General features: G+C 66.3%; 8 protein-coding genes. All 8 read left to right on the top strand.

What is annotated here, in order from left to right; all coding sequences use genetic code 11:
• Positions 1–60 precede the first annotated feature (60 nt).
• Positions 61–2,148: a 3-hydroxyacyl-CoA dehydrogenase NAD-binding domain-containing protein gene (locus tag O3305_RS20525; protein ID WP_269574199.1), complete on the top strand. Its 2,088-nt coding sequence runs from the start codon at positions 61–63 to the stop codon at positions 2,146–2,148.
• A gap of 150 nt (positions 2,149–2,298) precedes the next feature.
• Positions 2,299–3,441: an acyl-CoA dehydrogenase family protein gene (locus O3305_RS20520; RefSeq protein ID WP_269574198.1), complete on the top strand. Its 1,143-nt coding sequence runs from the start codon at positions 2,299–2,301 to the stop codon at positions 3,439–3,441.
• Positions 3,442–3,547: 106 nt separating this feature from the next.
• Positions 3,548–4,216 (top strand): nitroreductase, encoded by a 669-nt coding sequence (locus O3305_RS20515; protein ID WP_269574197.1) that lies wholly within the window; start codon positions 3,548–3,550, stop codon positions 4,214–4,216.
• Between the two features lie 458 nt (positions 4,217–4,674).
• Positions 4,675–7,785, top strand: a complete 3,111-nt coding sequence (locus tag O3305_RS20510; RefSeq protein ID WP_269574196.1) for a TonB-dependent receptor — start codon at positions 4,675–4,677, stop codon at positions 7,783–7,785.
• Between the two features lie 119 nt (positions 7,786–7,904).
• On the top strand, positions 7,905–8,612 hold the full coding sequence (locus O3305_RS20505) for a SapC family protein (RefSeq protein ID WP_269574195.1): 708 nt from the start codon (positions 7,905–7,907) through the stop codon (positions 8,610–8,612).
• Complete coding sequence (locus O3305_RS20500) at positions 8,609–9,646, top strand: cupin-like domain-containing protein (RefSeq protein WP_269574194.1); 1,038 nt, start codon at positions 8,609–8,611, stop codon at positions 9,644–9,646. The genes O3305_RS20505 and O3305_RS20500 overlap by 4 nt, the downstream gene beginning before the upstream one ends.
• 9 nt (positions 9,647–9,655) lie before the next feature.
• Positions 9,656–11,137 carry a tryptophan halogenase family protein gene (locus tag O3305_RS20495; RefSeq protein WP_269574193.1) on the top strand — a complete coding sequence of 494 codons (1,482 nt, stop codon included), beginning with the start codon at positions 9,656–9,658 and terminating at the stop codon, positions 11,135–11,137.
• Between the two features lie 112 nt (positions 11,138–11,249).
• Positions 11,250–13,736 (top strand): TonB-dependent receptor plug domain-containing protein, encoded by a 2,487-nt coding sequence (locus O3305_RS20490; RefSeq protein ID WP_269574192.1) that lies wholly within the window; start codon positions 11,250–11,252, stop codon positions 13,734–13,736.
• The last annotated feature ends 1 nt before the right edge of the window (position 13,737 follow it).

Below are 13,737 nucleotides of genomic sequence, written 5' to 3'. Positions count from 1 at the left end.
TTCTCGATTTAATTAGCCGAATAAATGCGAAAGAAACAAAGCGCGAGAGGAAATTTAGTCATGCAGATAAATTCGATCGCCCAGCTCGATGTGGCGAGCGGTATCGCGACGCTCACGCTCGATTCCCCGCCCGTGAACGCGCTGTCCGCTGCGGTGCGCGACGGACTCGACCAGGGCTTCCGTGCCGCGATCGAGAATGAAGCGGTGCAGGGCATCGTGCTGATCTGCGCCGGGCGCACCTTCATCGCGGGTGCCGATATCAGCGAATTCGACAACGCGCCGACAGGCGCACCGCTGCACGACGTGCTCGCACTGATCGAGGGATCGCCCAAGCCGGTGGTCGCGGCGATCCACGGCACCGCGCTGGGCGGCGGGCTGGAGACGGCCCTGGTGTGCGACTACCGGGTCGCCACCCCTTCCGCGAAGCTCGGTCTGCCCGAAGTCGCGCTCGGCCTGCTGCCCGGCGCCGGCGGCACCCAGCGGCTGCCACGCGTGGTCGGCGCCGAGGCGGCGCTGGAGATGATGGCGATCGGCAAGCCGGTACGCGCAACGGATGCGCTGGCGATGGCGCTGGTCGATGCGATCACCGGCGAGGAGACGCTGCACGCCGATGCGGTGGCGTTCCTCACGGCTCGGCTCGACACCCCGCGCACTCGCATCCGCGACCGTACCGACAGGATCGCCGGGCAGGATCCCGCGCTGTTCGATGCCTTCCGCGCGAAGCATGCCCCCGCCTTCAAGGGCTTCAAGGCACCGGAGAACATCATCAAGGCGGTTGAGGCGGCGGTCGCCCTGCCCTTCGATGCGGGCATGAAGCGCGAGGCGGAATTGTTCTGGGAGCTGTTCCGCAGCCGCGAATCCGCCGCGCAGCGATACTTCTTCTTCGCCGAGCGCCAGACCGCCAAGGTGCCCGACCTGGCCGCAGACCTGCCCGAGATCCCGGTCAAGCGCGCCGGCGTGATCGGCGCGGGCACGATGGGCGGCGGCATCGCGATGAACTTCCTCAATGTCGGGCTGCCGGTGACGATCGTCGAGCAGGCGCAGGACGCGCTCGATCGCGGCGTGGCGACGATCCGGCGCAACTATCAGGTCACGGTCGACAAGGGACGGATGACCGCCGAGCAGCTCGAGCAGCGCATGGCCCTGCTCACCCCCAGCCTGGAGTTCGAAGCGCTGGGCGAAGTCGACCTGGTGATCGAGGCGGTGTTCGAGAAGCTGTCGCTCAAGCAGGAGATCTTCGCGCGGCTCGACAAGGTGGCGAAGCCGGGCGCGATCCTGGCAACCAACACCTCCTTCCTCGATGTCGATGCGATCGCCGCCGCGACCGGGCGGCCCGAAAGCGTGGTCGGCATGCACTTCTTCTCGCCGGCGAACGTGATGAAGCTACTGGAGGTGGTGCGCGGTGCCGAGACCGATCCGCAGGTGGTCGCCGCCGCGATGGCGATCGGCCGCAGGATCGGCAAGGTCGCGGTGTTGAGCCGGGTGTGCGACGGCTTCATCGCCAACCGGATAATGGCGCCGCGCATGGCCGCCGCCCAGGCGCTGATCCTCGAAGGACCTGCCCCTTGGGAGATCGATCGGGTGATGCTCGACTATGGCTTCCCGATGGGGCCGTTCGCGATGCTCGACCTGGTCGGGCTCGACGTGATCGGCTGGGATGCGGCGACGAGCAGCTCTTCGAGCGTCGTGGAAGTGCTGTGCGAGATGGGCCGCTGGGGGCAGAAGAAAGGCGGCGGCTATTATGATTACGACGAGAAGCGCCGCGCCGCGCCCTCGCCGATCGCCGAGCAGGTGATCCGCGACTTCGCGGCGAAGACCGGCGTGGCGCAGCGCCGGTTCAGCGACGAGGAGATCGTCGCGCGGCTGCTCTATCCGGTGGTCAATGAAGGCGCGAGGATCCTGGAGGAAGGCGTGGCAATCCGCGCCTCCGACGTCGATGTCGCTTTGGTCTACGGCTATGGCTGGCCGGTGTTCACCGGCGGGCCGCTGTTCTGGGCGGACGGCGTGGGGCTGGCCAAGATCGCCGATGCGCTGGAGGAAATGGGGCATACCCCCTCCCCGCTGCTGCGCGCGCTTGCGGAGCAGGGCAAGCCGATCCACCAATATCGCAGCGTGGCGCCGGTGGGGCGTGTGGCTGAGGTGGCTTAGGGTAATTTCGTCGTCATCCCCGCGAAGGCGGGGATGACGGAATGTTCGGGGATGACCGCAGTCATTCAATGGCCGAGGGAACCCGTAGCGCTTGCGAGAGGGGCTGACTGAAGGTTGAACAGCCTGACAAAAACATAAGGGAGACGGGATGTGCTGAACACCAACGGGCGCACCGCCTATGACGAGCAACAGGCGCTGTTTCGCGATCAGGTGCGCAGGTTCTTCGACGCCAAGCTGACGCCGAACCTGGAGCGCTGGGAGGAGGAGGGCATCGTCGATCGCCAGTTCTGGCGCGATTGCGGCGAGGCCGGGCTGCTCTGCCCGACCATGCCCGTGGAATATGGCGGGCTGGGCCTCGACTTCGGCTATAACGCCGTGATCGGCGAGGAACTGGCCTGGTCGGGCTCGTCGGCGGGCATCACGCTGCAATCGGATATCGTTGCCGACTATATTCTCCATTACGGATCGGAGGAGCAGAAGCAGCAATGGCTGCCGGGGATGATCTCGGGCGAGGTCGTCACCGCGATCGCGATGACCGAGCCGGGCGCGGGATCGGACCTGCAAGGCGTTAAGACCACTGCGCGCAAGGACGGCAACCATTATGTCGTCAACGGCTCCAAGACCTATATCACCAATGGCCAGAACGCCGACCTGATCATCGTCGTCGCCAAGACCGATCCCGAGGCGGGAGCGAAGGGCATTTCGCTGATCCTGGTCGAGGCCAGCCGCGAGGGGTTTGCGCGCGGGCGCAACCTCGACAAGATCGGCCAGCATTCGGCCGACACGTCCGAGCTGTTCTTCAACGATGTCCGGGTGCCGATCACCAATTGCCTGGGCGAGGAAGGGCGCGGCTTCGCGTACCTTATGAACCAGCTGCCCCAGGAGCGGCTGTCGATCGCGGTGGGCGCACAGGCGGCGGCGCAGCGCGCGTTCGACGAGGCGCTGGCCTTCGTCAAGGATCGCAAGGCGTTCGGCAGGACCGTGTTCGATTTCCAGAACACGCGCTTCGTGCTGGCCGACCTGGCGAGCAAGCTGCAGGTCGGCTGGGCGCATCTCGACTGGGCGATCCGGCGGCACGTCGCCGGCGAGCTGACCGCGGTGGAGGCTTCCGCGGCGAAGCTGTGGCACACCGATCTGCAGGGCGAGGTGTGCGACGCGGCGCTGCAGCTGCATGGCGGTGCCGGCTATATGAACGAGTATCCGATCGCGCGGCTCTGGCGCGATGCCCGGGTGTCGCGGATCTATGGCGGGACGAACGAGATCATGAAGGAAGTGATCGGGCGGTCGCTTTGATCGTCGTCACCCTGGGCCTGAGCCGGAGTCCCGCTATCCTTGTGGTTGCGGGAAGAAGCGGGACCCCGGCTCAAGGCCGGGGTGACGGAGGTTCGAAAGGGCAACCATGAACGTCAGCGAAGCCGTCGCTACCCGCCGTTCGGTGCGGGCGTTTCTCGACAAGCCGGTCGATCTCGACCTGCTGCGCGATCTGATCGAACGCGCCGGGCGGGCGCCTTCGGGTGGCAATCTCCAGCCCTGGCATGTCCATGTCGTATCGGGTGGCGCGATGGACCGGCTCAAGGCGATCATGCGCGCACGGCTGGCCGAGGCGCCGTTCGGCGATCCGCCCGACTATGCCGTCTACCCCTCCCCGCTCGGCGAACCCTATCGCAGCCGCCGCTTCCAGGTGGGCGAGGCGATGTATGCGGGCCTGGGCATTCCGCGCGAGGACAAGCCGGCGCGGCTGCGCTGGTTCGCCGGCAACTGGCAGTTCTTCGGCGCGCCGGTGGGGTTGTTCTGCACCCTCCGCCGCGATCACGGGCCGCCGCAATGGTCCGATTGCGGGATGTTCCTGCAGACGCTGATGCTGCTCCTGCGCGAAGCCGGGCTCGACAGCTGCGCGCAGGAGGCCTGGTCGGCGCATCATGCGACGGTGCGCGATTTCCTGGGCCTGCCCGAAGAGCAGATGTTGTTCACCGGCATGGCGATCGGCTTTCGCGATCCCGATTCGCCGCTCAACCAGTTTCCGGTCGAACGCGCGCCGATTGGGGAATGGGCGCGCTTTCACGACTAAGGCGCCGCTGTTGAGCTCCCATCCCGACTGCTCCCCGGCGAAAGCCGGGGCCCAGGGTCACAAGGGGTGTCGCTCCATTACCCTGGGCCCCGGCTTTCGCCGGGGAAGCGGGATCGGGGAAACGCCAACATAGCTCTCCGACTCGGGGCCCTGCCGATCTCCCTGATCCGGGCCGGAAACCTGCCTCCGCCGACGATCCCGCGACCGTTTTCCTGCGATGCTGCACCGCATCCTGTCGCAGCCGGGCAACAGTTTGCATCAATCCGAATTTGGAACCGCTTCCAATCGACATGGTCCAATTGACAGACGGAAAACCGATGATAGCGATAACATCAGGGAGGCACTTCGCTCGCCCGAAATAAATAAAAAGTCGCGCCCGGAAAGTGGCGCTTAGAGGAGGGGTTATGACTAGCTTCAAGCGCACACCTATACTTGCGCGTTCTGCATCCATCTTCGCCATGGCCGCCGGCCTTGCCATGCCCAGCTTCGCCCGTGCGCAGGCCGACAACGCTGTCAGCGCGGCGCAGACCGCGGACACCGGCGGCCAGGACGCCCAGGATGACGGCGCTATCGTCGTCACCGGCATCCGCGCCAGCCTCGAGCGCTCGATCCAGATCAAGCGCGAGGCGCCGGGCATCGTCGACGCGATCTCGGCCGAGGACATCGGCAAGTTCCCCGACACCAACCTGGCGGAATCGCTGCAACGCATCCCGGGTGTGTCGATCAACCGCACCAACGGCGAAGGCTCGCAGGTCACCGTCCGCGGCTTCGGCCCGACCTACAACATGGTGACGCTGAACGGCCGCCAGCTGGCGACGGCGGCGGTCTCGGTGGTCGGCGGCGACCAGAATGCCGACGGCGCGCAGGGCACCTCGCGCTCGTTCGACTTCTCGAACCTGGCGACCGAAGGCGTGCGCACGCTGGAGGTCTACAAGACCGGCCGCGCGGCGGTTCCCTCGGGCGGCATCGGCGCGACGATCAACGTCGTCTCGCGCAAGCCGCTCGACGACAACAAGAGCGGCCTCAACGGCAGCATCGGCGCCAAGGCGGTCTATGACACCAGCGTCAACGACTGCATCGACTGCGGCTCGAAGGTCACTCCGGAATTCTCGGGCGTGGTCAGCTGGAGCGATCCGGACCAGCGCTTCGGCGTGATGCTGTTCGGCAGCTACCAGAAGCGCAACTACACTTCGATCGCGGCGACCTCGAACGACTGGAACATCGTTCCGTACAGCACCTTCCTGACCGGCGGCTTCGCCCGCTCGGGCGGCGCCTGCCCGGCCGGCACTACGACGCCGACGCCGACCTGCACCGTGGTCAACAACGCGCCGACCAACCCCAACCAGCTGGTCGCGATCCCGAACGACAGCCGCTACCACTATGCCGAGGGCACGCGCGAGCGCATCAACGGCCAGGCGGTCGTCCAGTTCAGGCCGACCGACGCGCTGACGATCACCGCCGACGCGCTCTATGCGCAGAACAAGCAGAAGGAGACGCGTTCGGACCTCTCCAACTGGTTCAGCCGCCCGTTCGACGTGGTGACCTTCGACGGCAACACCACCGTCGCCACCGCGCAGTATCTGCACGAGACGATCAACGGCCAGAAGGACGAGGGCTTCGAGGCCCAGTCGCGCGCGCAGAAGGGCAAGCTGGAGGATTACGGCCTCAACCTCGAATGGCAGTTCGCCAGCAATTTCGGGCTGAAGCTGGACGGCCATATCTCGACCTCGTCGAGCACGCCGGACAATCCCAACGGCGTCAGCTCGACGCTGGTCGGCATGGGCGCCAACGTCGTCGCGTCGCACTCGGTCGACTATTCGAGCGGCATTCCGCGCCAGGACATCACCTTCGGTGCCGCGGGCCCGCTCGACGTGAATGACGTCGGTTCGCAGGTCGGCCGCACCTATCGCTCGACGCAGCAGCAGAAGGTGAAGGAACTGCGCGCCGACTTCGGCTGGGACCTGGGCGAGGAGAGCCGCTTCGACTTCGGCGGCAACTATCGCACCACCGACATGCACCAGACCTTCCGCGCCACGCAGCAGACGCTGGGCGACTGGGGCATCAACAACCCGGGCGACGTGCAGGCGCGCGCGCCGGGCGCGCTCCAGGCTTTCTGCCTCGAGTGCAAGTTCCACAAGTTCAACCCCGGCGGCGATCCGGAATCGCAGGTGGCCTTCCGCGGCGTGGCCTCGGACATCTACTCGATCCTGTCGCCCTATTATGCGAGCCAGGGCAAGGCCGTGGGCGTCACCAGCAGCCAGGACAACCGGGTCAAGGAAGAGATCTGGGCGGCCTATGGCCAGCTGACCTGGAAGGGTGAGCTGGGCGGTGCGCCGGCACGCCTCGTCGCGGGCATCCGCTACGAGCACACCAAGTCGACCACGACGTCGCTGGAAGCCATCCCGTCGGGCATCGCCTGGGTGTCGGACAACGACTTCACTGTGTCGATCTCGAACCAGACCCAGTTCGTCACCGACGGCGGCAGCTACAGCAACCTGCTGCCGCAGGTCGACTTCCAGGTCGAGTTCGCCAAGAACCTGATCGGCCGCCTGTCGTACAGCAAGACGATCGCCCGGCCGAACTACAACAACCTCTACACGGCGACCACGGTGGGCGGCCCGCCGCGCCCGATCAACAATGGCGGCATCGCCACCGCCTCGGTCGGCAACGCCCGGCTGCGTCCGCTGGAATCGGATAACTTCGACGCGTCGCTGGAATGGTATTTCAAGCCGGACAGCTACATCTCGGTCGCGTTCTTCGACAAGCGCGTGCGCAACTTCATCGGCAACGGCCAGTTCACCTCCTCGCTGTTCGGGCTTCGCGACCCGAGCTCGGGCGCGGCGGGCAGCCGTTCGGGCTCGGCCAAGGCCGCGCTTGGCGGTCTCGGCGCCGATGTCAGCGACGTGAACCTGTTCGTCATGTCGGCGCTGATCCAGGCAACGGGATCGGTGGCGGCCGCGACCGCGCAGTTCAACGCCAACTACAACCCGGCAACGCGCTCGCTCGACGACAATTTCGTCAAGACGATCAACAACACCTATGACCTGAACGGCATCGCCAGCGATCCGCTCTACCAGTTCCAGGTGACGCAGCCGATCAACAACAAGGACGCCGAGATCTACGGCGTCGAGCTCGCCGGCCAGTATTTCCTCGGCTCGACGGGCTTCGGCATCGCGGCAGCCTATACGCTGGTGCGCGGCGACGTGGGCTTCAACATCGGGGCCGATCCCTCGCAGGATCAGTTCGCGCTGCTCGGCCTGTCGGACACGTTCAGCGGCACGCTGATCTACGAAAAGCACGGCCTCTCGGCCCGCGTGGCCTATAACTGGCGCGACAAGTTCCTCTCGGGGATCAACCGCCAGGGCTCGCGCAACCCCGAGTTCACCGCGCCGTTCGGCCAGCTCGATGCCACGATCAGCTACGAGTTCACGCCGAACATCGCGCTGACGCTCGAGGGCATCAACCTGACCGAGACCTCGGTGCGGACCTATGCCCGCAACGAGAAGCAGCTCTGGTTCGCGCAGGAGCTCGACCGGCGCTTCCTGCTCGGCGCCCGCTTCAAGTTCTGATCGGACACGACGTTAAGAGGGGGAACTGGGGCTGCCGCCATGTGCGGCGGCCCCTTTCTCTCTGATTGAGACCGGCCGCGCTTTGCGCCATGCTGGCCGCCAACAAGCTGGATTTCCCGATGTCCCGACCGGTCGCGCTCGACAATGTCGCCCATGCCGATCTCCGCGTCGCGCTCCGCCACGGCGCCGCTTATGGCGAGGCGGTCAACCGGGCGCTCGTCTTCCCCACCGAATTCGGCGAAGCGCAGCGTGACTTCCCGATCCTGTTCCAGCGCGATCCCGCCGAAGGGCTGCAGGCCGTCGCCCTGCTCGGGCTCGACCGCGACGAAAATCTGTTCCTCGACGGCGAGCGCTGGACCAGCCGCCATATCCCGCTGATCCTGCAGCGTGGCCCGTTCCTGATCGGGCTCAACGCCGATGGCGGCGCGCCGGTGATCCAGATCGACCTGGACGATCCGCGCGTGAATGCCGCGGACGGCGAGCCGCTGTTCCTGCCCCAGGGCGGGCAGAGCCGGATGCTCGACCATCTCGGCCGGGTGCTCGGCGCGATCCATGTCGGCATGGCCGATGCCGGGCCGATGTACGCCGCCTTCGACGCGCTGGGACTGATCCAGCCGGTCGCGCTCGAGCTGATGCTCGACGAGGAACGGCGCTATGTGATCTCGGACCATGAAGTCCTCTCCGCCGAGAAGCTCGCCGCGCTGGGCCCCGATGCGCTCGACCAGCTCAACCGCGCCGGGCATCTCGGTGCGGCTTTCCTGCTCGCCGCCTCGCTCGGCAACATTTCGAGCCTGATCGAGCGCAAGAACGCACTGGGCGGGGCGTGAACGTCCTCGCCGCCAGCGCGCCGAGGGTCCGCGAGCGGACCGGCGTCGCGCTGGACGCCATTCCCTATGCCGAACTGCTGGCGGCGCAGGCGCCGACCATCCTGCGCGGCATCGCGAGGGACTGGCCCCTGGTCGCCGCCGCACGCAAGTCCGACGAAGCCGCGATCGCCTATGTCGAGCGCTTCGATTCCGGCCAGCCGGTGGTGGGCTTCACGGGCGCGCCCGAGATCGGCGGACGCTTCCATTACAATGCCGGGCTGACCGGCTTCAATTTCGAGGGCGCCCGGGTCGGCATGGCCGATTTCCTGGAGCGGATCCGCGCGCAGCTGGACGCGCCCTCCCCCGCCAGCTTCTATATCGGCTCGACCGACCTCGACCGGTACCTGCCCGGCTTCCGCGCCGAGAACGACCTGCCGCTGGACGATCCGATGTTCGCGCATGGCGTGCTCGCGAGCATCTGGATCGGCACGCGGACCACCGCCCACGCGCATCACGACATGTCGCACAACATGGCGATCTGCGCCGCGGGCAAGCGCCGCTTCACCCTGTTCCCGCCCGAGCAGATCGCCAATCTCTATCCCGGCCCGCTGGAGCCGACGCCCGGCGGGCAGGTGATCTCGATGGTCGACTTCGCCGATCCGGACTTCGCCGCGCATCCGCGCTTCCGCGACGCGATGGCCAGTGCGCAGGTGGCCGAGCTGGAGCCGGGCGACCTGCTCTTCTACCCGGCGCTATGGTGGCATCATGTCGAGGCGCTCGGGCGCTTCAACATCCTGGTCAATTACTGGTGGAACGAGGCGCCGGCATTCCTCGACACGCCGCAGACCACGCTGCTCCACGCCTTGCTGAGCCTGCGCGACCGTCCGGATGCCGAGAAGGCCGCGTGGAAGGCGATGTTCGACTATTATGTCTTCGGGCCCGCAGGCCAGGCCGCGGCGCATCTGCCGGCGCATGCGCAGGGCCCGCTCGCGCCGATCGACGCGACATCGGCGCGGCGGCTGCGCGCCCAATTGATCAACAAGCTCAATCGCTAGGGGGACGAGATGGACCAGGCACCGGTGCGGCGCGTCGTTATCGCGGGTGGCGGCACCGCAGGCTGGATCGCCGCGGCGGCGCTCGCCAAGCTGCTCGGGCCGCTGCTCGAGATCACGCTGGTGGAAAGCGACGAGATCGGCACGATCGGCGTCGGCGAAAGCACCATCCCGACCGCCCGCACCTTCCACGACCTGCTCGGCATCGACGAGAAGGCGTTCCTGCGCGATACGCTCTCCACCTTCAAGCTGGGCATATTGTTCGAGGACTGGGCGCGCGAAGGCGATCGCTACATCCACAGCTTCGGCCAGCTCGGCAAATCGAACTGGATGGGCGACTTCCACCATTTCTGGCTGCATGCGCGCGAGGAAGGCTGGGGTGGCGAGCTGGGCGATTATTGCTTCGAGCTGCAGGCGGCCAAGGCCGAGCGCTTCGCCATCCCCGAGCAGGGGCATATCAACTATGCCTATCACCTCGATGCCGGGCTCTATGCGCGCTTCCTGCGCAAGTTCGCCGAGCCGCTGGGGGTGGAGCGGATCGAGGGCAAGATCGAGACGGTCGAGCAGCATCCCGAAACCGGCTTCGTCACCGCGCTCAAGCTTGCCTCCGGCGATCGGATCGAAGGCGACCTGTTCATCGACTGCACCGGCTTTCGCGGGCTGCTGATCGAGCAGGCGCTGCATGCCGGCTATGAGGACTGGGGCCATTGGCTGCCCACCGACAGCGCGCTCGCGGTGCAGACCGCCTCGGTCGGCCCGGCGGTTCCCTATACCCGCGCGACCGCGCACCAGGCGGGATGGCAATGGCGCATCCCGCTGCAGCACCGGGTGGGCAATGGGCTGGTCTATGCGAAGGACTTTCTCGACGACGAGACCGCCCGCGCGCTGCTCGATGCGCGGATCGAAGGCGAGAAGCTGATCGAGCCGCGGCTGATCCGCTTCAAGGCCGGGCGCCGGCGCAAGGTGTGGGACAAGAATGTCGTGGCGCTCGGCCTGGCCAGCGGCTTTGTCGAGCCGCTGGAATCGACCAGCATCCACCTGATCATGATCGCGATCACCCGGCTGGTACAGCTCTTCCCGTTCGGCGGGGTGAGCGAAGGCGTGGCGGAGCGGTTCAACGCATTGAGCCGCACCGAGATCGAGCGGATCCGCGACTTCATCATCCTCCATTACCGGCTGAACGAGCGCGCGGATGGCGGCTTCTGGGAACATTGCCGGACGATGGACATCCCGGACTCGCTCGAGGAGCGGATCGCGGCGTTCCGCGACGGGGCGATCGCCTGGCAGGCATCGGACGACCTGTTCCGTGTCGACAGCTGGGTGCAGGTGATGCTGGGCCAGCGGCTCGAGCCGCGAAGCCATCACCATATGGGCCGGATGATCGTGGAGGGCGAGCTGCAGGGGGCGCTCGGCAAGCTCAAGGCCGACATCACGCAGACGGTGGCGCAGATGCCGGCGCACCAGGCATTCCTCGAAAGGTTCGTTGCGGCATGAGCTGACGGGCGCATCGGCTGGCGACGCCTTCCGCTCAACTTATATTGCGAATCGTTTGCATTAGCAATTTCAGCTGCTATTGCGCGGCCCCTAAAACCAAAAGGGGTCCGCAATGCATCTTCGTCTCTCCGCCTCCCTCGCCGCCATCACCTTCGGCCTGCTCTCGGCCGGCACTGCTCAGGCACAGCAGGCGGAGGCGCTGCCGGAAACCGTGGCGGAGGGCGAGAAGGCCGCACCGAGCTATGAGCTGCAACCGGGCAACGACACCGGCACCACGATCATCCGCGAGCAGGAGATCAAGGCGCGCGCGCCGGGCTCGGGCGATGTGAACCAGCTGCTCAAGGCGCTGCCGACGGTGCAGTTCGACCGCGCCGAGGGCCGGGCATCGCGCGAGGATCTGCAGGACCTGCGCCCCGCCGACATCTCGATCTCCGGCGGGCGGATCTACGACAATCTCATCACCATCGACGGCATCGATGCCAATAGCCGGCTCGACATCACCCAGGACAACCCGCAGCACTTCGCCGAGCCCGCAGGCAATTCGGCGCAAAATCTGTGGCTCGATTCCAACCTGGTCGGCGAGATCGTAGTGCGCGATTCCAACGTCTCGGCCGAATTCGGCCGCTTCACGGGCGGCGCGCTGGATATCCGCACCCGCGATCCCCGGCACAAGTTCGGCGGCTCGGCCACGGTCAGCTTCACCTCCGACGAGCTGGTCGACTATCGCATCTCCGACGCCTCGCGCGCCGCGCTGAACGGCGCCGCGCTGCCCGACCGGCCGAGCTTCCGCAAATGGCGGTTTGGCGCCAGTGTCGACGTACCGGTCTCGGAGGATGTCGCCTTCCTGATCGCGGCCAATCGCTCGCGCGCAGACGTGACCTATTATCGCGCCGCCGCCTATGGCGGCTCTTCCTACGGACAGAGCAGCGTGAGCGACAACATCATGCTGCGCGGCGTGGCCGACCTGTCACCCAGTCTGAAGCTGACGGCGCAGTTCACCTATTCGCCCTATGAGAGCGAATCCTCGGCGGACAACGGCATCGACAATCTCGTCACTTCGAAGGGCGGTGGCCTTGCCGGGCAATTCCAGCTCGAGAACAGCGGAAGCACGCGCTGGACGCTGAAGGCGCGGTTCAGCCACAATGATTCCGGGCGCACCGCCTCGGCGAACAATTATTCGATCCCCTCGACCAGTACCAACGGCGCGGTGTGCAGCAGCGCCAACTGCACGATCGGCGGCTTCGGCAATGTCGACCAGTGGCAGGACAATTTCGGGCTCAGCTTCACCGCGGCGCGCGACATCGGCCCGGGCGAGCTGCGCGGCGGCGTGGACTATCAGCGGATCACCGCGATGCGCAGCCGGCCCGAGACCAACTATGCCTATTCGCGCGCGACCAGCGGCACCAACATCGTCTGCGCCAGCGGCGAGAGCCTGCTCTGCGCGACGGGGCAATATGCGCTGGGCCAGTATAGCGAATATCGCGCCTATCGCGCCGAGGTCGAGCTCGACAGCATCGCTGGCTGGGCGGAATATTCGGTGAAGGCAGGGCCGGTCGATCTGCGCGGCGGCGTGCGCTACGACTATGAGAGTTTCCTCGGGAACCACAATTTCGCGCCGCGCCTGTCGGCTACTGTCGACCTGTGGAAGGGCTGGTCGCTCACCGGCGGCGCCAATCGCTATTATGGCCGCTCGATGCTCGCCTATGCGCTGCGCGAGCAATATCCCGACAACTTCATCTATCGCCGCAACGGGGTCAGCTCGGGCGGGCGGCTGACCTATTCGGACAGCGGCTGGACGCTCTACAGCACCACCCATTCGACGAGCTACGCCAATGCCGACCTCAAGACGCCCTATTCGGACGAGCTGACCGGAGCGGTGACCGGCAAGGTGCTGGGCGGCACGGTGCGCCTCAAGGGGGTGTTCCGCTGGGCGAAGGACGAGTTCTCGCGCTCGGTGGCGACGCGGGTGACCGGCACGCTCGAGACCGGGGCAACGACGACCTACACGCTCTACACGCCGAACAATGACGGCCGCAGCCGCTACCGGGGCGGCTCGCTCGAATGGACCCGCGCCTTCGGCAAGCACAGCATCGCGGCGAACGTGAACTATTCGAAGGCCTATACCAGCAACACCGACTATCTGCTGACGAGCGACAATGTCGAGGATGCGGACGTGATGTACGTCTATAATGGCCAGCTGGTCTCGGCGCTGTCGATCCTCGACCAGAACCAGCGGCTGGAATTCGCCTCGCCGTTCATCGCCAACATGACCTGGACAGGGCGCTGGCTCGACGACCGGCTGACCACCAACGTCAATGCGCGCTTCCGCAACGGGTTCGACCGGATCGAGGATTCGGGGGTGAACCAGACGATCAACGGGGTCAGCTATGACGTGGTGGCGCTCAGGCACTACCGCGCCAGCCTCGACATGAACCTCAACGCGCAGCTGGAGGTGATCCGCAGCAGGCTCGGCACGCTGACGCTCGATGCGCGCATTTCGAACCTGCTCAACCGCGTTCCGATGCAGGACTACGCCCTGACTTCGAATCCCTACCAAACCGGCCGCTCGGCCTGGTTCGGCCTGTCGTACAAGTTCTGAT

The sequence above is a fragment of the Sphingomonas sp. NIBR02145 genome (assembly GCF_027359115.1).
GTDB classification, from domain to species: Bacteria; Pseudomonadota; Alphaproteobacteria; order Sphingomonadales; family Sphingomonadaceae; genus Sphingomonas; species Sphingomonas kyeonggiensis_A.
Note: the sequence above shows the minus strand (reverse complement) of the source record. Positions and strands in the feature narration are given on the sequence as shown.

Excerpts from the sequence above, each read along its gene's own strand:
- O3305_RS20505 (WP_269574195.1), top strand. The coding sequence starts at position 7,905 with ATGTCCCGACCGGTCGCGCTCGACAATGTCGCCCATGCCGATCTCCGC.
- O3305_RS20525 (WP_269574199.1), top strand. The coding sequence starts at position 61 with ATGCAGATAAATTCGATCGCCCAGCTCGATGTGGCGAGCGGTATCGCG.
- O3305_RS20510 (WP_269574196.1), top strand. The coding sequence starts at position 4,675 with ATGGCCGCCGGCCTTGCCATGCCCAGCTTCGCCCGTGCGCAGGCCGAC.
- O3305_RS20515 (WP_269574197.1), top strand. The coding sequence starts at position 3,548 with ATGAACGTCAGCGAAGCCGTCGCTACCCGCCGTTCGGTGCGGGCGTTT.
- O3305_RS20495 (WP_269574193.1), top strand. The coding sequence starts at position 9,656 with ATGGACCAGGCACCGGTGCGGCGCGTCGTTATCGCGGGTGGCGGCACC.
- O3305_RS20490 (WP_269574192.1), top strand. The coding sequence starts at position 11,250 with ATGCATCTTCGTCTCTCCGCCTCCCTCGCCGCCATCACCTTCGGCCTG.